At 49.5% G+C, this 22,676-nt stretch carries 20 protein-coding genes and 1 CRISPR repeat array; of the genes, 15 read left to right on the top strand and 5 right to left on the bottom strand.

Features of this window, described 5'->3' with window-relative positions; translation table 11 throughout:
• Nucleotides 1-2: 2 nt before the first annotated feature.
• The 5 genes from KME11_05305 (at nucleotide 3) to KME11_05325 (ending at nucleotide 6,489) form a co-directional block, all read left to right on the top strand.
• Nucleotides 3-2,045, top strand: coding sequence for a nitrate ABC transporter ATP-binding protein (locus KME11_05305; GenBank protein ID MBW4514624.1), 2,043 nt, complete (start codon nucleotides 3-5; stop codon nucleotides 2,043-2,045).
• A gap of 45 nt (nucleotides 2,046-2,090) precedes the next feature.
• The gene (locus tag KME11_05310) at nucleotides 2,091-2,921 is read left to right on the top strand and encodes a nitrate ABC transporter ATP-binding protein (GenBank protein MBW4514625.1); all 831 of its coding nucleotides are present in this window, start codon (nucleotides 2,091-2,093) and stop codon (nucleotides 2,919-2,921) included.
• 220 nt (nucleotides 2,922-3,141) lie between these two features.
• Nucleotides 3,142-5,355 (top strand): nitrate reductase, encoded by a 2,214-nt coding sequence (locus KME11_05315; GenBank protein ID MBW4514626.1) that lies wholly within the window; start codon nucleotides 3,142-3,144, stop codon nucleotides 5,353-5,355.
• A gap of 29 nt (nucleotides 5,356-5,384) precedes the next feature.
• Complete coding sequence (locus KME11_05320; protein ID MBW4514627.1) at nucleotides 5,385-5,579, top strand: hypothetical protein; 195 nt, start codon at nucleotides 5,385-5,387, stop codon at nucleotides 5,577-5,579.
• A gap of 73 nt (nucleotides 5,580-5,652) precedes the next feature.
• The gene (locus KME11_05325) at nucleotides 5,653-6,489 is read left to right on the top strand and encodes a hypothetical protein (protein ID MBW4514628.1); all 837 of its coding nucleotides are present in this window, start codon (nucleotides 5,653-5,655) and stop codon (nucleotides 6,487-6,489) included.
• A 319-nt stretch (nucleotides 6,490-6,808) separates the two neighbouring features.
• Here the strand turns inward: KME11_05325 and KME11_05330 are convergent, their stop codons facing one another.
• Genes KME11_05330 through KME11_05340 form a run of 3 tightly spaced genes read right to left on the bottom strand, consistent with a single transcriptional unit; the run spans nucleotide 6,809 to nucleotide 8,190 of the window.
• Nucleotides 6,809-6,952 (bottom strand): hypothetical protein, encoded by a 144-nt coding sequence (locus KME11_05330; protein MBW4514629.1) that lies wholly within the window; start codon nucleotides 6,950-6,952, stop codon nucleotides 6,809-6,811.
• Nucleotides 6,928-7,182 carry a hypothetical protein gene (locus KME11_05335; GenBank protein ID MBW4514630.1) on the bottom strand — a complete coding sequence of 85 codons (255 nt, stop codon included), beginning with the start codon at nucleotides 7,180-7,182 and terminating at the stop codon, nucleotides 6,928-6,930. Before KME11_05335 ends, KME11_05330 begins: the two co-directional genes overlap by 25 nt.
• Nucleotides 7,183-7,209: 27 nt before the next feature.
• Nucleotides 7,210-8,190 (bottom strand): hypothetical protein, encoded by a 981-nt coding sequence (locus KME11_05340; GenBank protein ID MBW4514631.1) that lies wholly within the window; start codon nucleotides 8,188-8,190, stop codon nucleotides 7,210-7,212.
• A 350-nt stretch (nucleotides 8,191-8,540) separates the two neighbouring features.
• Here KME11_05340 and cas3 point away from each other — a divergent pair, with 350 nt between their 5' ends.
• The 10 genes from cas3 (at nucleotide 8,541) to KME11_05390 (ending at nucleotide 20,199) form a co-directional block, all read left to right on the top strand.
• Nucleotides 8,541-10,754 carry a CRISPR-associated helicase Cas3' gene (gene cas3 / locus KME11_05345; protein ID MBW4514632.1) on the top strand — a complete coding sequence of 738 codons (2,214 nt, stop codon included), beginning with the start codon at nucleotides 8,541-8,543 and terminating at the stop codon, nucleotides 10,752-10,754.
• Nucleotides 10,755-10,979: 225 nt separating this feature from the next.
• A complete protein-coding gene (locus KME11_05350) occupies nucleotides 10,980-11,210 on the top strand; it encodes a hypothetical protein (GenBank protein MBW4514633.1) in 231 nt (76 codons plus the stop codon).
• Between the two features lie 151 nt (nucleotides 11,211-11,361).
• On the top strand, nucleotides 11,362-12,033 hold the full coding sequence (gene cas5c / locus KME11_05355; protein MBW4514634.1) for a type I-C CRISPR-associated protein Cas5c: 672 nt from the start codon (nucleotides 11,362-11,364) through the stop codon (nucleotides 12,031-12,033).
• Nucleotides 12,030-13,772 (top strand): type I-C CRISPR-associated protein Cas8c/Csd1, encoded by a 1,743-nt coding sequence (cas8c, locus tag KME11_05360; protein ID MBW4514635.1) that lies wholly within the window; start codon nucleotides 12,030-12,032, stop codon nucleotides 13,770-13,772. Before cas5c ends, cas8c begins: the two co-directional genes overlap by 4 nt.
• A gap of 51 nt (nucleotides 13,773-13,823) precedes the next feature.
• Nucleotides 13,824-14,960, top strand: a complete 1,137-nt coding sequence (gene cas7c, locus KME11_05365; protein MBW4514636.1) for a type I-C CRISPR-associated protein Cas7/Csd2 — start codon at nucleotides 13,824-13,826, stop codon at nucleotides 14,958-14,960.
• 40 nt (nucleotides 14,961-15,000) lie between these two features.
• Nucleotides 15,001-15,480, top strand: a complete 480-nt coding sequence (locus KME11_05370) for a DUF29 domain-containing protein (protein MBW4514637.1) — start codon at nucleotides 15,001-15,003, stop codon at nucleotides 15,478-15,480.
• 29 nt (nucleotides 15,481-15,509) lie between these two features.
• On the top strand, nucleotides 15,510-16,124 hold the full coding sequence (gene cas4, locus KME11_05375; GenBank protein MBW4514638.1) for a CRISPR-associated protein Cas4: 615 nt from the start codon (nucleotides 15,510-15,512) through the stop codon (nucleotides 16,122-16,124).
• Nucleotides 16,121-17,155 carry a type I-C CRISPR-associated endonuclease Cas1c gene (gene cas1c, locus KME11_05380; GenBank protein MBW4514639.1) on the top strand — a complete coding sequence of 345 codons (1,035 nt, stop codon included), beginning with the start codon at nucleotides 16,121-16,123 and terminating at the stop codon, nucleotides 17,153-17,155. Before cas4 ends, cas1c begins: the two co-directional genes overlap by 4 nt.
• Nucleotides 17,156-17,158: 3 nt before the next feature.
• Nucleotides 17,159-17,449 (top strand): CRISPR-associated endonuclease Cas2, encoded by a 291-nt coding sequence (gene cas2, locus KME11_05385; GenBank protein MBW4514640.1) that lies wholly within the window; start codon nucleotides 17,159-17,161, stop codon nucleotides 17,447-17,449.
• A 169-nt stretch (nucleotides 17,450-17,618) separates the two neighbouring features.
• Nucleotides 17,619-19,977: a CRISPR direct-repeat array (repeat unit 37 nt; unit sequence ATTGCGCCCAGCTTTCGGGCTGGGTGAGGATTGGAAC).
• A gap of 42 nt (nucleotides 19,978-20,019) precedes the next feature.
• Nucleotides 20,020-20,199, top strand: a complete 180-nt coding sequence (locus KME11_05390; protein ID MBW4514641.1) for a hypothetical protein — start codon at nucleotides 20,020-20,022, stop codon at nucleotides 20,197-20,199.
• Between the two features lie 57 nt (nucleotides 20,200-20,256).
• On the opposite strand, the gene KME11_05395 is transcribed toward KME11_05390, so the two are convergent.
• Nucleotides 20,257-21,456: an aspartate aminotransferase gene (locus KME11_05395; GenBank protein MBW4514642.1), complete on the bottom strand. Its 1,200-nt coding sequence runs from the start codon at nucleotides 21,454-21,456 to the stop codon at nucleotides 20,257-20,259.
• A complete protein-coding gene (locus KME11_05400; protein MBW4514643.1) occupies nucleotides 21,453-22,643 on the bottom strand; it encodes an iron-containing alcohol dehydrogenase family protein in 1,191 nt (396 codons plus the stop codon). Before KME11_05400 ends, KME11_05395 begins: the two co-directional genes overlap by 4 nt.
• Between the last annotated feature and the right edge of the window lie 33 nt (nucleotides 22,644-22,676).

The raw sequence follows: 22,676 nt of genomic DNA on the forward strand, positions 1-22,676 counted from the left end.
CCATGACAGCATTTGTAGAAATTGACCACGTTGATAAAGTTTTTCCTCTGCCTGGAGGCGACCCTCGCGGTAACGGCGAAGCCGATCGCTATATCGCTCTTTCAAACATCAACCTGACCATTAAAGAAGGCGAATTTGTCACTCTCATTGGTCACTCAGGCTGCGGCAAATCAACCCTGCTCAACATTGTGGCCGGGTTAGATAATGCCACGACAGGCGGCGTTGTTTTAGAAGGCTCGGTAATTACCCGACCCGGGCCCGATCGCATGGTGGTGTTTCAAAACTATTCATTGTTGCCCTGGAAAACCGTGCGCCAGAATATTGCCCTGGGCGTTAATGCAGCCCTGAAGCATCTTCCGGCAGCCGAACGACACGCCCTAGTTGAGCAGCACATTAAACTAGTAGGCTTGGAACCGGCAGCAGACAAACGTCCGCACGAATTATCGGGTGGGATGAAACAGCGCGTGGCGATCGCCCGTGCCCTCGCCATTCGCCCCAAAGTGATGCTGCTAGACGAACCTTTTGGCGCACTAGATGCCTTAACCCGAGGCGGCTTGCAAGAGCAGCTGATGCACATTGCCGAGCAAACCGGCATGACCTGCTTAATGGTGACCCATGATATTGACGAGGCGTTGATTCTATCCGATCGGGTGGTCATGCTGACGAACGGTCCAGAAGCGCATATCGGTCAAATTCTAGAGGTAAAAATTCCTCGTCCGCGCACCCGCATGGAGGTCGTTAATCATCCTAGCTACTATGCTCTACGCAGCGAAATGATTTACTTCCTCAACCAGCAAAAGCGCGCTAAAAAGCGCAAAAGTCAACCTGTGGGGGTGGTTGCAGGCAATGGGTTAGAGAAGGTGAATCTAGACATTGGGTTTGCGGCTGTGAATGACTGTGCGCCCTTAGTCGTGGCAAAGGAAAAAGGCTTTTTTGAGAAGCATGGGTTAACCCAAGTCACCCTGAGCCGGGAGCCGAGTTGGAAAGCGATCGCAGATGGTCTTGCCAATAAGCGATTAGATGCAGCGCAGGTCGTGGCAGGAATGCCCCTCGCCATGACCCTAGGATGCGATGGCAACCCGCCGATGCCGATGGTCAGTGGCTTAATTTTGAGCCGGAACGGCAATGCTATTACGCTAGACAAGCGATTCTATGATCAGGGGGTGCGATCGCTCCAGGACTTTAAAGCAGCGATCGCCAAAGATCCTGACAAAATCTATACCCTGGGCGTGGTTCACCCTGCCTCAATGCAGAATCTGATGACGCGCTACTGGTTGGCATCCGCAGGTATCGATCCGGATAAAGATGTCAATTTAGTCATCCTTCCCCCTCCGCAGATGGTCTCCAACCTACTGTCGGGTAACATTGACGGCTTCTGCGCTGGCGAACCCTGGAACTCTCGCGCCGTCCAGGAAGGGCATGGTTTTGTGATTGCCACAGATTTAGACGTTTGGCCCGGGCATCCTGAGAAAATGCTGAGTGTGCGGGAAGATTGGGATAGCCAACATCCTCGCACCCATATCGCCTTAGTGACAGCCCTGCTGGAAGCCTGCATGTATTGCGACGACCCTCGCAATCGGGAAGAAATTGTCAAACTGCTGAGCAAGCCTGATTACATTGGCACTAATCTCGAGTACATCCGCCCCGGTTTGGTCGGGCCTTTCAATCGCGGTACGGATGAGCTTCCGCAGATCCTCCCGCGATACCATCAGTTCTACATCGAAAAGAGCGCTTGCCCCAGTCGATTTGAAGGACTGTGGGTGTTGACTCAATTGGCGCGCTGGGGCATTACTTCCTTCCCTAAAAACTGGGTCGAAATCTTAGAGCGAGTCCGGCGAGTTGATATCTATAGTCAGGCGGCTAGAGATCTCGACTTACCGGATCAAGAACCCGATCGCCATCCAATTGAGCTATTTGACGGCAAGGTTTTTAACCCCGATAGGCCGATCGATTATCTTAATAGCCTCGACATCCACGGAAACATTCAAATCGAAGAAATTCTGATCGACGAACCCATTCCTGCTGCTGTTAAGACCGCTGTTTAGCCTACAACTCATCAACATACCCTCGTCAGATCCCCCTGAATCCTTATGCAAACATACTCAGAAACTGTGATTCATTCTCCGACTACCGTGCCCCAACCCTTCCTAGACATCAACAACGTCTCTAAGGTTTACGACACCCCCAAAGGCGCTTATACCGTCTTAGATGGCATCAGTCTCACGGTCGATGAAGGCGAATTCGTCTGCGTCATTGGTCACTCGGGTTGCGGTAAATCAACGTTGCTCGACATGGTTTCTGGATTTCGTCAACCTTCTAGCGGCGAAGTCAGGCTGAAGGGAGAGGTGATTGAGCGCCCAGGGCCCGATCGCATGGTAGTGTTTCAAAACTACTGTTTGCTGCCCTGGAAAACCGTGTTTGAGAATGTGTATTTGGCAGTTAAAGCTGTTCATCCTGATAAGTCGAAAGCAGAGAAAACTGAGCTAGTTCACAAGCACTTAGCCATGGTGGGACTGGAGGAAGCGGCAAATAAAAAGCCGGGTCAAATTTCGGGTGGGATGAAGCAGCGAGTAGCGATCGCCCGGGCTTTATCCACCTATCCAGAGGTATTAGTTTTGGATGAACCGTTCGGTGCCCTGGATGCCATCACCAAAGAAGAACTGCAAGAAGAACTATTGCAAATTTGGACTGATCATCGCGTCACTATCATGATGATTACCCACGACATTGATGAGGCATTATTTCTTGCCGATCGCGTCGTCATGATGACCAACGGCCCTAGCGCAAAAATTGGTGAAATCATGACGGTTCCTTTTGCTCGACCTCGTAATCGCAGTCAAATTATGGATGACCCACGCTACTACGCACTCCGCAACCAGGCGCTAGACTTCTTGTTCAGCCGCTATGCCCATAGCGAGTAGTTCCTCTTCGCTTTTCTGCTCAATAATTTTGAGTCCTAAGTTCAATTCCTGTGAATGCAATAACTGCGTGTAATCAGGTCATGCAGTTGTTGCATTCATTTTGGGCGGTTTCCGGTGGGCTGAGCAGGTTTAGTAGCAAAAGTAGCGGATATTGCCCATTTTTCTCGCTATGGTGCAGATGTGATCGCAGAATATATTCTCAGGGTTGGAGGCAACTCCGATGGCAACAGATTCAGTTAAAACATTATGTCCTTATTGTGGGGTAGGCTGCGGGTTGGAAGTGTTGCCGCCAGCCCAGCCCGGTAAACCGGTAAGCCGAGACAGTGAAGGTAACCCCATGTGGCAGGTGCGGGGCGATCGCTCCCATCCCTCCAGTGAAGGCATGGTCTGCGTTAAAGGCGCAACCATTACCGAATCACTGAATAAAGATCGGCTCCAATACCCCATGATGCGCGAGTCGTTAGACCAACCTTTTCGGCGGGTTAGCTGGGATGAAGCCCTGAATCGCATCGTCAGCCATATTCAGGCTGTACGGCACACCCATGGTGCAGATGCGCTTTGCATGTACGGTTCTGGGCAGTTTCAAACCGAAGATTACTACCTTGCACAAAAGCTAATGAAAGGCTGTTTGGGCACCAATAATTTTGACGCGAACTCTCGCTTGTGCATGTCTTCCGCCGTGTCCGGTTACATTCAAAGTTTTGGTGCCGATGGTCCCCCTTGCTGTTACGACGACCTGGAAAAAACCGACTGCGCTTTTTTAATAGGGACAAATACTGCTGACTGTCATCCCATTATTTTTAATCGCTTCGAGAAGTACCACAAAAAAAATCGCAACGTTAAATTAATTGTGGTTGACCCTCGCAAAACGGCAACCGCCGAAGCCGCTGATTTGCACTTAGCCATTCGTCCTGGTACTGACGTGGATTTGCTCAATGGCATTGGCAATTTGCTCTTACGCTGGGGCTGCTTCGACCAACAATTCATTGACGCTCACACCACAGGCTTCCGTGAATTTGAAAAAATTGCGAACTTCTATCCACCAGAACTGGTGGCAAAACGCTGCGGTATTTCGACACGGATGTTGGAAACGGCGGCAGAATATTGGGCAAACGCCAACAATGTCCTGTCAATGTGGTCGATGGGTGTCAACCAATCTTCAGAAGGCACCGCTAAAGTCTGCTCTTTAATTAATCTCCATTTAATGAGCGGACAAATCGGCAGACCGGGCGCTGGGCCCTTTTCTCTAACCGGACAACCGAATGCCATGGGTGGACGCGAAACGGGTGGATTGTCTCATCTTTTGCCAGGATATCGCCTGGTCAAAAATCCAGAACATCGCGCTGAAGTGGAAAAATTGTGGGGACTGCAAGAGGGAGATATTTCACCCGAACCAGGACGAACCGCCTGGGAAATGATCACGGGGCTAGAAACAGGAGCCGTGCAGTTTCTTTGGGTAGCGGCAACTAACCCTGCCGTCAGTATGCCTGATATCGATCGCACTAAAGCTGCATTAAAGCGATCGCCCCTCACCATTTACCAAGATGCATACTATCCGGCAGAAACCGCTGCCTACGCCCACATTCTGCTGCCTGCAACGCAGTGGAGCGAAAAAACGGGCGCAATGACCAACTCCGAACGCCGCGTCACCCTTTGTCCGGCGTTCCGTTCTGCGCCCAGAGAAGCTAAAGCCGACTGGGAAATCTTTGCCGAAGTGGGGCGGCGCTTGGGGTTTGAAAAACAATTTAGCTTCTGGCGATCGGCTGAAGTTTACCAAGAGTTTGTGCAAATGACCGCAGGTCGCCCTTGCGACATGACAGGGTTAAGCCACGATCGCCTGCGAATACAAGGGGCGATTCAATGGCCTTGCCCGCTAGAAGACCCTCAAGAAAAATGGGATATTGCATCGGTCGCCATTGCTTCCAGCCGTTTATACACCGACCTCAAGTTTCATACTCCCGATCAAAAAGCACGGTTTGTGGCTTTCCACTCGCGCGGCTTAGCAGAACCCCCCGATGAACGCTATCCGCTGGTATTAACCAACGGACGACTGTACGGGCATTGGCACACCTTAACCCGCACTGGACGGATTGAAAAACTTCAAAAAATGCACCCCCACCCATTTCTCGAAGTTCATCCTAAAGATGCAAGGGCGCTGGGCATTAAAGACAAAGATTGGGTCGAGGTGAAATCGCGGCGGGGGAAAGCTCGGTTCCCGGTAAAGCTGACGAAAGCCATTAGTCCAGGGACAGTTTTTGTGCCCATGCACTGGGGCGAATTGTGGGCAGACCATGCTGAAGCAAATGCGATGACGCACCCAGAATGCTGTCCTATTTCTAAGCAACCGGAGCTTAAAGCTTGTGCTGTCCAACTGGTTAAAGTGCAACCTCAAAAGAGTGGCGATCGGGCTGAAAGTTTAACGGCTGTGAGATAAATACGTGAATCTCCGAGCAGTGAACGAGTATGACTTCAACATCTAATCCAACATTCAATGATGAACAAGCTGCGATCGGACGTACAGGACATGAATTAACGATTTCTGGCACGCGCATCACAATCTATGATGTGATAAATTATTTTGCGGCGGAATGGACACTTAAGCTAATTGGCATTGTTTGTATCAAGAAAATCTCTGTAGCAAGCTCTAGTTTCTATTAAATAATGTACGCCTCTAGCGGCTCCCCCTTCGCTAACCCCTGTATTATTTGGGGAGAGATTGTGAGTGTGGCATATGAATGGGTTGGTAAACGGGCTAGCTATCTTAGATGGATTTCACAGTTTGCACGGCTGGCACGGGCTGGCGCAAACGCCTGATGGGGCTGCAACCTCACAAGTCGAGTTTTTGCGACAGCAGCTTGAGTTTTTGGCGAGGGAAAATGCGCGGCAGGGGGCAGAGTTTACCGAGAAGCTGAAGCTGTTGGCAGATGAAAATCAGAAGTTGAGTGAGAGCTTTAAGACCTTTGTTAGCGCCATGAAGGATGGCGTTTATTTTGTCGGGATTTTGTCGGCGCTAGGCATCGGAATTTTGACGTTTTTATTTGGGAAGAGTTTGAAGGAGGCAAAGGATACAGCGAAGGCGGCAGTGACTCGACAGGTGGAGGAGAGAATGGCAGCGATCGCAGATCATCGCATTGATGTTGTGCGGCGATCGCTAGAACGCGAAAGTGTGGTCGATCGAGCGCAAGTGGCGTATTGGTTGCTAGACGCACAAATGCAGCCGCGAGAGTTAGCATTATTAGAAACCCGAGGGTTTCAGGTGCAGTTTTGCACTCAGCCCCAGCGAGGACGCGATATAGATGTAGTGGTAGTGGATTTGAATAATTGGCAAGATGGTCAGGGGCGTATCTTTGCTGAATCATCTCCAATGGAAAAGGAACAGCAGGTGCGACGGCAAGTCGATTTAGTCAAAGCAATGATGGTTCAGGCAGCGATCGTTGTGTTTGTATCGGGGCGATTTGATTATTTGGATCAGGTAGGACGCGATCGCTTGGTGGCTCCAACGAACAACTCGGTAACGTTGGTCGGAATGGTGGTGGATGCAGCTTATTTGATGGTGGGCGATCGGTAAGATAAAGCGTATACTTCTTCTACTAACTCTGATACAGTACAAACTACCTAACTGACGGCTAAATTGTAGCACCATAGATTCATGACCGAAGCGATTGAGTACGATCGTCTCTTGGTAGTGGTTTACTGTGAAAACGTATCGAGAAGGTAACTGAGGGAGCCGAAGTCTAAGTCTGGCAAAAGTAGCGGTGCAGGTGAAAGTGCGAACACAGGCAGGATCAACGTACAGCGCTGCTATTGGAACATTGTGCAGTGATCCATTAAGCACAAACGTGAGCGTGTAATTGACTGTGTCTGCAACGCAGGTTCTAACGGACGAATCAGCCAGTCGTAGACCGTTTGTCCCAACTGCTTGCCTTACTGGCTGTGAAAGGTTTTTCCAGGTTTTGTCGCAGTTGGCGATCGATGGGGCGAAACTGAGGTGTATTCAACCAGACATTCAAATGGGTTTGAATGTCTGGCAAAGGTTGTTAAATTCTGCTTCAGAGATATGACTAATATCCTCGTCGTCATCAATTGCGATCAGAGGCGATCGCAACCGCCAACCCTTGTATGCATAGAGAGCCTGATAAAGCTGCCGCCAACGCCCGCAGAGATGACCCAGTTCTAAACTCCCTAAAATGTTTGTGCGCGACCTTATGACAGGCACAAACACCCGTGTGTCATTAAACGCTAGAGGCGATCGCCCTCTCAAAATGCGATCGCCATGTTCATTCTCTCCCTACCCAACTCTCTGCAAACTTGCCTGCTGCTGCCCTTCTAAATACCAAAGAAACAAATAAAGCTCGGACACGCCTAATGCAGATCGCGATCGCTTGCCATACCGCTGCAACAAGGTATTTTGAGTCTTCTCGGCTTCCCAGCCCAGCCTGTTAAGCTGAACATCAGTCAGGGCGCGGACAGGGCTTAAATCGTCAGGCGCGAGATTGGCGATCGCCTTTGCCAATTCTTGCTTGACGGAGGATGCCGTTGCCGGAACCTCATTAACTTGCTTCCAGACCGCTCTATCGGTGATCCAGTGATAGAACTGACGGCATTTTTCAATGTCATCCAGACGCTTGAGCAGGTGATTAACTCTATCCATCAACGGCATCTCTGAGGGTGGCACTTGAGCTAAAGGGTCGGGGGGCGTTTCTTCCAGCAGTGCTTCTTCTGGTTTCTCTCGGAAACTGCGCCCTGTAGCGTGTTCCAAATTTGCGATCGCTCGTTCTAACACATCATCCCAATTTGGTTCACCCTGGCGTTCAACATAAATAGATTTGCCCTCTTGAATCATGCGGCAAAACATCACGCCATCCTCTTCTCCTGGATGCGGGTTTAAGATGATCGGCTGTTGTAATTGCTGCTGAGTCATGTGCGCAATTGTCCAGACCAAGCTCTTAGCGAAAGATTGTTCTTTGGGCAGAGTTGACCAGCCGGACTCTAAGACATAAGGGCGATCGCCCTGCACATAAAGCCGGAACTTATCGCACTCACCCTTCTTCTTGCGGGTGACAGACTTAATTAACAAGCCTTCGAGATAGCAAGTGAGGCGATCGCCTTCAATGGTTCTCGGCACCAGGTCATCGCCAACTTTATCTAAGGTGTACCAAAGCCCACCTTTAGAACGGTTGCAATAGACGGGCACTCGTTGGCTACCACTACTGAAGCCCAGTTTTGTTTCAAGCAGTAAACGTTCAATGCGATCGAGTTGGGAAGTCATTAGATGGCTCAAGATAAGGTTGAGTAGCATACCTAACCCTGTATACCAGAGGGAATGATGAGAGTAGCGGTGATAGTAACGGCATTAATATTAATTTTAGAACGTTTTTATCAAGATATCCATTAGCTCTAGGATGCCTATGGATTAGAGAGTTTCAAGCTTTGTAATCTCAATGTTTCTTCGAAGGCAGAATTAATAAAACGCGCTTTGATTGCTTACTCTACATTGCCCACTTCACATTGCGGAGTAGCTGATTTTGATCACATGAGGATTGATTAGCCATGGGTGCTATTTGATAGTAATATTTCCTAAGCTCTATACTTGCTAACTATGCTTCAAGGATGGAACTCATGACAAAGCCAATATTTTCTGCTCATACACCCAACGAGAGTCAGGAATGGCATCCACTCAACGCCCATCTCAAGAAAGTAGCAATCAGAGCCAGATTGTTAGCTGCTAAGTTTCAGGCAGGTGAAGTGGGTTACTATGCAGGACTTTGGCATGACTTAGGTAAATATAATTCTGAGTTTCAAGCCTATTTATCACAGTGTGAAGTAGCGTCTCGCTTAGGAGTACCAGCACCGCTCAGCCGAATTCCCCATGCAATTTATGGTGCAAAGCTAGCAGCAGAAAAGTTTGAGCCGATTACCCAGCTAATCTATGGACATCATGGTGGTTTGCCGCAAGTGACTCATATGCAGAACAGGCTGGCGCAAATAAATGCTACTGCTTATCAAGAGATTTTGCAGAACGCTGCGGCTGAAGAGATTAGCTTTGAGGTGTCACCAGAAGCTAGCCAGCAATTACTGGCACTGGTTCAAGACGAGTATGGGTATGAACTGTTGCTCAGGCTACTTTTTTCCTGTTTGGTAGATGCTGATTATTTGGATACAGAAACACATTTTGATTCTGAAACTACAAGACAAAGAGCATCGATCGCCAAGGCAGCAGATCTGTGGAAAGCATTACAAATTAATCAAAATAAATTGCTCAGAGATGTTCAGAATACGCCTGTTAATCAAGTGCGATCGCAGGTGTACCAAACTTGTTTAGAGGCTGCCGCTCTGGAGCCAGGAGTGTTTCGTTTAGCTGTGCCTACAGGCGGTGGTAAAACCCGGAGCGGTCTGGCGTTTGCTTTGGCTCATGCAGTAAAACACCATCTCGATCGCGTCATTGTAGCAGTACCTTACACCAGCATTATTGAACAAACTGTAGATGTTTATCGCGGCATTTTTGGACAAAATGCAGTGCTAGAGCATCACAGTGCTGTGAAGCCGGATGAGGGGAACGAAGAAGATGCGCGATCGCGTCAAGCGCAAGCCCGATTGGCGACACAAAATTGGGATGCTCCACTTATTGTCACCACAACAATGCAACTCTTTGAGAGCTTATTTGCTAATCGCACAAGTCGTTGCCGTAAGCTTCACAATATTGTTAACAGTGTCATTATTCTAGATGAAGTGCAAACGTTACCTGCTGGGTTACTAAAACCAATTCTCAGCGTTCTGAAAGAACTGTGTCGGCAGTATCATGTCAGCGTAGTGCTATGTACCGCAACTCAACCCGCATTGGAAGGTGAAACGCCTTATTTAGAGGGATTTGCTGAGGGAACAGTGCGAGACATTGTACCTGTCAATCTGGCAAAGCATCATTTTACGGCATTGAGCCGAGTGGAATATGCGGTGCCATCGGTAAAGTGGAGTTGGGCAGATGTCGCACAAGAGGTTCAGCAGCATGAGCAAGCGCTGGTAATTTTGAATACTCGCAAAGATGCGTTGGCTGTGTTAGATGCTATGGATACAGGTGAGGCAGATGGGGTATTTCATCTATCCACATTGTTGTGTGGTCAACATCGACGTAAAGTGTTACAGCAGGTGCGCGATCGCCTTAATTTTAGTCATCCTCAGCCTTGTACCCTTGTATCCACACAGGTGGTAGAGGCAGGTGTAGATCTAGATTTTCCAGTAGTATATCGGGCGATCGGGCCGTTAGATCGGATTGTCCAGGCAGCGGGACGTTGTAATCGGGAAGGGCGCAGACTGGAAAAAGGACAGGTTATTGTGTTTTATCCCCAAGATGGCAAAATGCCACATGGAGAATATCGCAAAGCCTTTGAGGAAACCTCGATTTTGCTGAATTGTGAAAATCTTGACTGGAATGATCCGAGTATCTTTGAGGATTATTTTCGGCGGCTGTATCAGGGGTTAAATACGGATGCGCAGGAGGTACAAAAATATCGGGCGGCGTATGATTTTCCAGAGGTGGCAGCGCGTTTTCAGATGATTCCAGATGATACGACAGCCGTATTGGTGGAATATGATGATCGGGCTGGTGAGATAGTTCAGCAGGTGCGGCGGCGCGGCTTGCGGGCAGGAGATGTGCGATCGCTCCAGCCTTATTTAGTTAGCTTGCGAAACCGAGACTTTAAGACCACAGAGGAATTGCGGGAGGAGATTGCGCCGGGAATTTGGCTTTGGTTAGGTCATTATGACAGGCGGTTAAAAGGGATTGCAATTGGGGATGAGGCGATCGTTCGTGATCCGGCGGATTTGATTTGGCAATAAAATATGCGGGATGGGACGATCCTTAAGCAACTGCTTTAACAGATCCCCAATAGTGATAAGGTGAAATCGCATAGGCATCTAAGTGTGTTTCGCTTAGATGAGGATTGGAACACGTTCATGATACTGGCTGATAGTAGGGGGCTTTTGCCCCCAAAAAAATAGTAAGTTTGATACTTTCACGTTATGATACTGGCAGCAGCTTAAATTACTGGAGAGGCAAATTCTGTGTCTATTGAATCGAAGAACCAATCAACCTATTTCTTTAGGCAATTACGAGCTTTGCAGAGCAGGGCTGAAGCGCTCCAGCAAGATATTTCTGACATTGAATCATTGGTTAGTCAAATTGTGACAACTCAAGAAAATCAAATTTGTGAGATGCAAAGCTTGGTGAATCCATATTCTAATTATGGCGAGGCAATATGCAATCAACGTGAGAGTTTTGGGAATTATGACTAGAGGAATCTACGATTTCGTAGATGGTCAGAGTTCATGTTTACTATACGTAGAATTACTACCGACGTTTTTTCAAGCTCTTGAGGCGATCGCAATAACCTCTGAACCAATATTACGTCTGGGAATGTCGTGTACCCTTGTTTAGAGGATATCAATGAGTCCACCGTTAATGGTGAAAGTTTGGGCTGACTACGCTTGCTTCACCCGTCCAGAATTTGGGGCAGAGCGCGTGAGTTATCCGGTCATGACTCCGAGCGCAGCAAAAGGCGTTTTGGAAGCAGTGTTTTGGAAGCCAGAATTTTGTTGGAAGGTACGAGAAATTGAGGTGCTGAAGCCGATTCAGCATTTTTCGATTGTGCGGAACGAGATTAATAGTTGGCAAAGTCCAAGTTCTGCTAAGAGCGAAAACTATCGCTATTTTGCGGATGACGATCGCGCTCAACGCCATACGTTAGGATTACGTGATGTGGCATATCTAATTAAAGCTGATGTTGAACTCAAAGCTCACGCCAACGAGAACGAGGCGAAATATCGAGATCAATTTCGGCGGCGAATCAAAAAAGGGCAGTGTCACCATCAGCCCTATTTAGGAACACGCGAGTTCAGCGCTTTCTTCGGCGAACCCGAACCGGATGATCATCCCATTTCCTACAGCGATGAGTTGGGCTTGATGCTGCTAGACGTAGAATTTACGGTCACTACTGATTCACCAACACTAGAATATTTTACTCACGATGAATCAGGTGCAAGAGTGACCAAGGGCAAAGCTCAGCCCAAGTTTTTTCGAGCACGGTTGGACAATGGTGTATTAAGTGTGCCGACATGATTCTTTCTAAACTCAAAGATTACGCTGAAAATCGCATGAGTTTGCCGCCGACCATGTATGGCGAAACAAAGGTGGCATGGTGGATTAGCTTGACCGAAGCAGGTAATTATGAGGGCATTGTCTGCCTCAAAACGAAAGAAGCCAAGCGAGGGACACCGACCATTGCACCGCACATTGGGCGGACGGTTGGCGTAAAGCCTAAGCTTTTGGCAGATACGGGCGAGTATGTTTTGGGGATTGGACGAGCAACGTCTAAGCCTGAACGCGTGGTGGAATGTCACGAGCAATTTAAGCAATTGCTGCAAACTTGCGTTGATGTGACTCAAGAACCTAGCGTTCAAGCTGTTTTACGATTTCTCAATTCTGATGAATTGGAGCCAGTTAAAGCAGAATTACTGAAGCACAAAGATTTTGATCCTAGTGAAGTGGTGACCTTCCGGGTAGGGGCGATTATTCCGGCTGCTGCTGACTACAGGCTAAAACGGGTGGAGGAGTTTTGGGGGAAATACACGGCGAGTGACAGTGGAGACGAATCCGGGGGCAAAAATCCGATCATGACTTGCTTGGTTACGGGTGAGGAATGCGTGGTTGAAGCCCGATTGCCGTTTCTGGTGAAAGGTTTAATTGGGGGGCAACCTTCTGGAACGGCTTTGGTTTCAGCGAACTCTGCCCCCTTTATGTCTTATGGCTTGCAGAATTCACTGACTTCTCCGATCTCTCGTGATGCGGCAGAAAAGTTTGCTAAAGCGTTAAATGGGTTGATTAGTGATCCACAGTCGCGGATTTATATTGGCTCAACTGCTTACGTTTTCTGGACTAGAGAGAAGACGGCGTTTAGCCCACTAGCTTATTTAAGTCAGCCTAAAGCTGAAGAAGTAGAAGCCTTGTTCAAGTCACCATTCAACGCTCAACAGTCTTTGAGCTTAAATGACGAGAAAGTTAACAAGTTCTATGCGTTGGCACTCACTGCTAGTAACGCGAGAGCAGTAGTAAGAGATTGGCTAGAAACAACGGTTCCTAATGTTCAGGAAAACCTGCATCGATGGTTTCAATATCAACAGTTAGTTGATGCCTATGGTGCAGAGTCGCGTCCGTTCAGCGTTTATACTTTGGCGGCTAGTGTCTACCGAGATGCTTCTAAGGAAATGCAGGCTTCTGCACCGATGGCGTTGATTCGTTGTGCTTTGCATGGCGATCGCCTCCCTGATGATTTGCTCATGAAATTGATTCGCCGTAACCGGGTCGATGAACAGAAAATTAACTATCCGCGTGCAGTGTTGCTGAAGCTGATTTTTTCAAGTGATTTAAAACGAAGAGACATGATGACGAATATGGAACAGTTAAATCCCAATCCTAATTTACAGGGGAATGACTTAGCAGCTTACTCTTGTGGGCGATTGTTAGCAGTACTGGAAGCGATTCAGCGATCGGCGATCGGATCGGTCAATGCATCGTTGACCGATCGCTACTATGGGGCAGCATCTAGCACGCCCAGCGTTGCCTTTCCGCCGCTGCTACGAGGCGCAAGGGCACACTTTTCTAAGCTGCGGAAAACTACACCCGGAACTTGCAAAGCTCTGGAAGAGAGAGTTGAAGACATTACGCTGAGATTGCCCATGTTCCCAAAGACGCTGAATTTGCAGCAGCAGGGGCTATTTGGGTTGGGGTATTACCACCAACGAGCGGGCGATCGTGCAGCGGCAAAAGCCAAAGCTGAAGCGACTAAAGCTGAAAAATAGCGGCAAGGTTATTCTCATTTTTGTTTCAAACTCATCCGTAAGATATTCCTCATGACTCACCATCTCAATCCCAGCTACCGTCACGATTTTGTTCTTTTGTTTGATGTTATCGATGGTAATCCCAACGGTGATCCCGATGGTGGCAACATGCCTCGTACCGATGTCGAAACCTCTCAAGGTTTAGTGACGGATGTTTCTCTCAAACGCAAGGTGCGGAATTACATTGCAACCTATGCCGAATATGAGGCGGCTGAGGGAGAAAAAGAACGGTTGAAAATCTTTGTGGAACATCATGGTGTTTTGAATGACCAAATCCGTCGGGCTTATGTGGCGGAGGGTATTGCGATCGGAAAGTCTGCTAAAGAAAAAGTAGACGATAAAGTTCTGGCAGCGTTGCGGGAAGTGCAGCCCTATCTACCGCCTGCGTTTAAGTTTGTGGATAACGATGAAGAATCGGGTGAGGTAGATGCAACGCTGGAATACAGTGGTGAACTTTCAGAAGATGAGCTGAAAGTTTTCTATGAACTGGATACGGTTGCAGAATTGTTCACCCAAACTAAGGCACTGAGCAAGTTTATTAAAGACTTGGTGAAAAAAGCGGGTAAGCCCGACAAAAATCGTGCCAATGCTGAAAAGGCGAAAAAGTGGATGTGTGCCAACTTCTATGATGTGCGGATGTTTGGGGCGGTAATGTCTACAGGGCTGAATGCGGGACAGGTTCGGGGCGCAATGCAGCTAACGTTTGCGCGATCGCTTGATCCGGTGCAGCCAGTTGATTTGGCGGTGACTCGTGTTGCAGTAACCGATGCGAAAGATCGAGAAAAGCTGCAAACCATTGGGCGTAAGACTTTAATCCCTTATGGCTTGTACAAAGGTTACGGCTTTTATTCGCCGTGCTTAGCTGATCAAACGGGTGTAACCGCTAAAGATCTCGAACTGTTCTGGGATGCGCTGGTCAAAATGTGGGAGTTCGATCGCTCCGCCAGCCGGGGAATGATGGCTCCGCGTGGGCTATATGTGTTTAGTCATGAGTCGAAACTGGGCAATGCTCCGGCGCACAAATTGTTTGAGCGAATTGCTGTAGCGTTAAATCATGAAGGCACGGTTCCTCGTCAGTTTGGAGATTATGGGGTGACGATTGATGATGTCAATCTGCCTAGCGGTGTGCGTCTGACGCAGTTGGTGTAAGCAGTATGATGGAGGCAGTTGTCGTCTGGGAGATTGAGCCATGTTAGAGCGATCGCTCTCTGAAGTTGAAGCAACTGATTTGTATGAGCAAGACTTCTTCCTATGGACACAGCAGATGGCGACTGCCCTGCGAGAAGGGCGATTCGATCAGCTTGATATAGAAAACTTGGCGGAGGAAATTGAGAGTGTGGGGCGATCGGAAAAACGTGAGTTGGCTAGCCGTTTACGAGTGTTGCTGATTCATCTACTGAAATGGCAGTTTCAGTCTGAGCGCCGCAGCCATAGCTGGCAATCGACGATTACCGAACAACGCATTCAGCTTGAGTTGGTTCTGGAAGATAGCCCCAGTCTCAAAGGACTCGTTCCAGATCTGCTTGAGGGAGCCTATCAACAAGCTCGTGTAAAAGCAGCGGATGAAACCCAACTGGCGATCGCTACTTTTCCTGAACAGTGCCCCTATGCTTTGGTAGATGTGCTGCGTTCAGATTTTTGGATTGATGCTCCCGATGTTGCCCAATAACGGCTAAATAATTTATGGCTTTCGATGAGATGGAGTATGTGATGCTGAGTGCACTTCAGCATTTTGTGTTTTGTCCTCGGCAATGTGCATTGATTCATATTGAACAATCTTGGACAGAAAATATTTATACGCTGCGAGGATTGCGGGTGCATGAGAAGGTTCATACGCCGGGGGATGAGGCGATCGAGGAGGGCATACGTGTGGAGCGATCGCTACCACTCTACTCTCACAAGCTAGGTCTGAAAGGGATTTCGGATGTGGTGGAGTTTTCCCCAGACGGTAGACCTTATCCGGTGGAGTATAAGGCGGGTTCCAAAAAGGGACGGGATGCCGATGATGTCCAGCTTTGCGCCCAGGCGCTGTGTTTAGAAGAAATGATGGGCTGCGAAATTCCTGCTGGGGCAATTTTTCATCACGGATCACGGCGGCGGCGGGAGGTGCAGTTTGAGCTAGCGCTGCGGCAGTTGACGTTGCAAACGATTTTAGACACGCGCGCGATGCTGCAAGCGCAACAATTACCGCCGCCTGTGAATGATCCGCGTTGTGAAGATTGTTCGTTAATTGAAACCTGTATGCCAGAGGCGGTGAAGCAGTTTGAGTCTTCTGCTAAACGGCAACGTTTATTTGAGGTGACTGAGGAATGAAGCAGATTTTAAATACGCTGTATGTGCAAACTCAAGGTTCATATCTGCGGCTTGATCATGAGACATTGAAGGTGGAAGTTGAGAAGGAAATGAAGTTCCAAATTCCGTTGCATCATTTGGGTGGAATTGTGACATTTGGTAATGTGCTGATGAGTCCATTTTTGATTCATAAGTGCGCAGTAGATGGGCGAAATGTGGTGTGGTTGACAGCGTATGGAAAGTTTAAGGGGCGGCTGGTAGGAGCGACGACGGGGAACGTGTTACTACGGCGATCGCAGCATGAAACGGTGAGTGATGCAGAGAAGGCGTTGGCGATCGCGCGGTGTATGGTGGCGGGAAAGCTACAAAATGCGCGAAATGTGGTGATGCGATCGGCGAGGGAGGCAAAGGGGGAGGCAGATCAGTCGATGCTGAAGCTGGCGGCGCAAGTCCAAGCGGAGGGGATTCGCAGTGCAGAAACGGCAGCGGATTTGGATAAATTGCGGGGGGTAGAAGGTTATGCAGCACGGGCTTATTTTGGTAGTTTTACCGCGATGATCCGGCAGAACCGAGAGGCGTTTGAGTTTGTGGAGCGATCGAAGCATCCGCCGCTTGATCCAATTAATGCGCTGTTGTCATTTACCTATACCTTATTGACAAGCGATTGTGTGTCGGCTTGTGAAAGCGTGGGGTTAGATCCGCAAATGGGTTTTTTACATGCGGTGCGTCCAGGAAAGCCTTCGCTGGCGCTGGATTTGATGGAGGAGTTGCGATCGTTGATGGCAGATCGATTAGTGTTGACATTAATTAATCGGGGGCAGATTACGCCGGATGATTTTACAGAGCGTCCGGGTGGAGCGATTTCTTTAAGCGAGGAGGGGCGCAAAACACTGCTGGCGGCGTATCAGAAGCGCAAACAGGAGGAGATGATGCATCCGATTGTAGGGCATCGGATGCCGTTAGGTTTGGTGCCCCATGTGCAGGCGCGTCTACTGGCAAGACATCTACGGGGAGACGTACCAAGTTATCAGCCATTTATTTTACGGGCTTGAGCAATGGATATTTTGGTGTCATACGATGTCAATACGGAGACGAAGGCAGGGCGAAATCGGTTGCGGAAGGTGGCAACGCTTTGTAAGAACTATGGTCAACGGGTTCAGTTTTCGGTGTTTGAGTGTCGGGTGAATGAGGCGCAGTATGAGATGTTCCAAGCCCAGTTGGTTCAAGTGATTGATAAGCAAACAGATAGCATTCGGTTTTACCGTTTATTGGCTCCAAGAGAGCGATCGGTATTGTCGTTTGGGGTAGACAAGTATACAGATTTTGATGAACCCCTGATTTTATAGCGCGAACCTATAGCGGGAGTCTTTTTCCCAGGAGGTTCGCGAAGGCTTATAAGGACTGGATTTGAGTAGTATGGCTGTGTTTTTGAGAGGAGCATATAATGATGATTTTGGTAGGTTCGCGGAGGAATTGGCTGAAATGTTTGACCTGTAAGGGTTTAAAATAAACGCTATTGCGCCCAGCTTTCGGGCTGGGTGAGGATTGGAACTTAACCGTTAATAAGAACTACGAGCATATCGTTGTAGATTGCGCCCAGCTTTCGGGCTGGGTGAGGATTGGAACTACATAGTCTTCAGGCTTGATCTCTGCAATAACCGCATTGCGCCCAGCTTTCGGGCTGGGTGAGGATTGGAACTATTAACTGGGTAGACGGTTTACTTATCCCTAACTGATTGCGCCCAGCTTTCGGGCTGGGTGAGGATTGGAACCCTGTCCTATCGGCGGGTAAAGACTCAGCTATAGTAAATTGCGCCCAGCTTTCGGGCTGGGTGAGGATTGGAACTTTGTGAGCGGGGTTGCCTGATTTTCTAAGTTTTTTAAGATTGCGCCCAGCTTTCGGGCTGGGTGAGGATTGGAACGCTAGAAGTTGTTCTATCCATAGGTCTACTGAATTGCGCCCAGCTTTCGGGCTGGGTGAGGATTGGAACCCTCAACCAGTTACTCCATTCTTACCCCCCTCTAAAATTGCGCCCAGCTTTCGGGCTGGGTGAGGATTGGAACCGATAATGGTGAGCGAAATTTCGACAATAATCTATATTGCGCCCAGCTTTCGGGCTGGGTGAGGATTGGAACACGACAAGCTTTCAGCAGTTGAAAAGCTAATGAAAATTGCGCCCAGCTTTCGGGCTGGGTGAGGATTGGAACCAATCTCCATTAGTTAGCCAAATCGCCAACCGACGATTGCGCCCAGCTTTCGGGCTGGGTGAGGATTGGAACAAAAAGATCATAAGCACGGGGTAGATCGGATTTACGATTGCGCCCAGCTTTCGGGCTGGGTGAGGATTGGAACCGTTGATCTCTCGGATGGTTGGACCCTAAACGTTCATTGCGCCCAGCTTTCGGGCTGGGTGAGGATTGGAACCGTTTAATGATCCACAAAATCCAGGTTAGGGGTCATTGCGCCCAGCTTTCGGGCTGGGTGAGGATTGGAACTCAAGAACGAGATGCTGCGAATGGTGTATACTCGGTTATTGCGCCCAGCTTTCGGGCTGGGTGAGGATTGGAACAAAATGAACGCCTTCGTCAGTCCGCATTTGACTTTATATTGCGCCCAGCTTTCGGGCTGGGTGAGGATTGGAACACAAGTGAGGCAACCTACTAGCATCGGCACTCCTCCATTGCGCCCAGCTTTCGGGCTGGGTGAGGATTGGAACCTATGGCTCTGGCAGCCGTGCCAAGCCCGATCGCCATTGCGCCCAGCTTTCGGGCTGGGTGAGGATTGGAACTATTGTTACATCAAAATTTGTGCTAACTCGCTGGCAATTGCGCCCAGCTTTCGGGCTGGGTGAGGATTGGAACAATATACAAACAGGCGATCGAATAGAAACGATCGATTGCGCCCAGCTTTCGGGCTGGGTGAGGATTGGAACAATATTTCCAGTCCAGCAAACGAAATACTTGTTTATTGCGCCCAGCTTTCGGGCTGGGTGAGGATTGGAACCTTCCCAACGATCGCCCCTACTGAATCTACTGGGATTGCGCCCAGCTTTCGGGCTGGGTGAGGATTGGAACTAGATGATCGCCCGGTTGAGTTGCTGCGCGGCGTTATCAATTGCGCCCAGCTTTCGGGCTGGGTGAGGATTGGAACAAGAATTGCTTTTAACTCCTTGTCAGGCTTGATCAAATTGCGCCCAGCTTTCGGGCTGGGTGAGGATTGGAACCAACTGTTTTCTCAAAATCTCACAAATCTTTGATTGCGCCCAGCTTTCGGGCTGGGTGAGGATTGGAACCTATCTCTACAAAACGCTGCAAGTTTACGAGGTGGATTGCGCCCAGCTTTCGGGCTGGGTGAGGATTGGAACACATCCGGGCTAAGGGCGATATCAAGTTTTACTCAATTGCGCCCAGCTTTCGGGCTGGGTGAGGATTGGAACTCTTCAGATTCTGCCTCTAGTATTAGCTCCATGGATATTGCGCCCAGCTTTCGGGCTGGGTGAGGATTGGAACAATTAATATCGATCGCATCTGTTCGAGGTTTGCGATTGCGCCCAGCTTTCGGGCTGGGTGAGGATTGGAACCACATCGATCGCCCCCATTATCGCAGAGCGATCGAAATTGCGCCCAGCTTTCGGGCTGGGTGAGGATTGGAACCCAAAATAGCGATTACCAGCAGATGTAGCATGATCTATTGCGCCCAGCTTTCGGGCTGGGTGAGGATTGGAACCATTGGTGGATTTTCATGCTGTCTACCGCTACCACGAATTGCGCCCAGCTTTCGGGCTGGGTGAGGATTGGAACTAAATAGTATTTAGTTTTTATGTACTCATATCATCAATTGCGCCCAGCTTTCGGGCTGGGTGAGGATTGGAACTTTCGCTGAGGGCGCGCCCCTTCGGAGCTAAGGTATTGAGGATTGGAACACCACCACGGGAACCTTGCGGGTGGCAATATTAAAAACATTGCTCTAGCTGCTGCTTTCTTAGCCCCAAATGCCAATGGAACGACTGGAATGAAGCACCTACTCAAGGCAGCCCGTCGAGAGTATCAAAAATTAGGGCGCAATTGTGATAGGTATCGCAGCGTTGAAAGTTGAATGGGTGTGAGGGGGTATAGCGAGGTTAAAGTAGACAACCTAACCTCAGTTTGACTACTACGCCACTACCTGCGGCTGATACCGAATTCCGGATTGTTTGAGGCGATCGAGGGCTTGTTGAAGGCGATCGCAATCTGCAATTAAGCTAATTCGTACGTAGCCTTCACCGCCTGCCCCAAAGGCATTACCTGGAGTAACGACAACGCCAGTCTGTTGTAAGACTGAAAGGGCAAAGTCTGTGGAGCCCGTATCGGGTGGGCAGGGAACCCAGAGGTACATAGTGGCACGAGTCTTAGGAATATCCCAACCCAGTTCGCCTAACCCCGCAATGAGGAAGTCTCGGCGAGTGCGGTAGCGGGCTTGCACTTCGTGGAGGTACATGTCGGGGAGTTGCAACGCCGTTTCTGCTGCGGTTTGAATGGCAGAAAAGATGCCGTAGTCCATGTTGGTTTTGAGAGTGCGCAGCCCTTGAATAATATGACGATTGCCGACAACGAAGCCCACGCGCCAGCCTGCCATATTATAGGTTTTGGAGAGAGTATGGAATTCGACACTGATGTCTTTAGCGCCAGGAATTTCGAGGAGGCTAGTAGGTTGGTAGTTGTCGAAGGCAAGTTCGGCGTAACACAGGTCATGAACTAAAAGAATTTCGTGGCGACGGGCAAAGGCAACAACGTCTTCAAAGAATTCGCGGGGAGCGGTGGCGGCGGTGGGGTTGCTCGGATAGTTAAAGTACAGGACTTTGGCTTGTTGTGCGACGCTGTCAGGGATGGCGGCTAGGTCGATTAGCCAGTCGTTTTCAGGTTTAAGAATGAGTTGGTGAATTTTGCCGCCTGCAATCAAGGGGCCCCGAAAGTGGGCGGGGTATGCCGGACTGGGGACGAGGACGAGGTCGCCCGGGTTAATGTAGGCGATCGCCAGATGGGTCAAGCCTTCTTTGGAACCGAGGAGGGGCAACGCTTCGCCATCGGGGTCAAGCTCTACGTCATAGCGCCGTTTATACCAATTTGTGATGGCGCGGCGGAAGCTAGCGGTGCCTTCAAAAGGCGGGTAGCCATGGTTAGCAGCGTTTTGGATGGCGGCGATCGCGGCATCAACAATGGGTTGCGGGGTGGGACCATCTGGATTGCCCATGCCAAGATCGATCAAGTCCAGACCTTGTTCGCGGGCGTTTGCCTTAAGTTCATCCAAACGGGCAAATACGTAGGGAGGAAGGGCTTTAAGGCGATCGGCAGGGGAGATCCAGTCTAGGTTCATGATAGTACGGCGGGGAGAGAGGAAAAATCAGAGTCCTGGGTGCGCGGAAAGGAGCAAGGGGCAGTAGTGGAAACCATAGCAGCCATAAGCTGGGCAGGAGCGACCGCAAAGGGCAGACGATGAATGTCTGAGCCTTCCTGGCAGGTTATTTCAGCCGATCGCCTTAACTCAGCAATGGTAACCCCATCTAGTCCTAAGTGGCTCAAAGTCTGGGGTAAACCAACTTCGGTATAAAACTTGAGCAACTGTTGGCGTGAGGTGGCTGCGAGTAGGTTGCCTTGTAGCATTTCTTCAAGACGCAACTGTACCAGAATGCCGTAAGCGACTTTTTCACCATGCAGGGCATCATGGCTTTGCAATAGATGGGTTAACCCATTGTGAACAGCATGGGCTGCGACGGTACGGCACTGTGCGCCGCCCAGTCCACCAATCATTCCTGCCATCAGCACTGAGGCATCTACAACTTCTCGCCACAGGTGACTACCAGGGACTTCTAAGGCAGCAACGGATTTTTGAAGAAGCAAATCTCGCAAGACCCTAGCCTGTTGGACGGCAGCGATGACGAGAGTGTGATCGGAGTGTCCACTGCTGATAGAGGCTTCGTACCATTTGGCAAGGGCATCACCAATACCTGCAACCAAGGTGCGCTGAGGAGCGGTTTGAATCAGGTCGTAGTCCAGAATAAGGAGGTCAGGACATCTCATTAAGCTGACATCATACTGAAACGCGCCTTGGTCGGAGTAGACGTTGGAGAGGGCTGTCCATGCCGCGCAGGTGGCGGCGGAGGTCGGAATGGTGACGATGGGGAGTTGAGATTGGTAGGCGACTAATTTTGCGGCATCAAGGGCTTTACCGCCGCCAACACCAATGATGAGGTCGGCTTGATGGCTAGCGATCGCCTCTTTCAGTCTTGCTAAGCCTGTTTCACTACAGTTGCTGCCGTAGGAAGCTTGGGCAGTTTGCAGCGACTGATCTCTAAAGAGAGGCTGGAGAAAGGGCTGGGTAATTGCCAGGGTACGATCGCCGCCTATCACCAGAGGACGCTGACCGAAGCGGGCGATCGCAGTGCCGCACTGGTTTAAGATGCCGCTGCCGCGCATGACCTGAGCAGGAGCGATCGTTAGGGTGGGATAGTCAGTTACTGTGCTGATATTCAGTGATGAGTCATTCAGCGATGAATTTGTCATTGAGTGAAACCCCAGGAACTTAATTTTGAGGTA

The organism is Timaviella obliquedivisa GSE-PSE-MK23-08B (assembly GCA_019358855.1).
In the GTDB taxonomy this organism is placed as follows: domain Bacteria; phylum Cyanobacteriota; class Cyanobacteriia; order Elainellales; family Elainellaceae; genus Timaviella; species Timaviella obliquedivisa.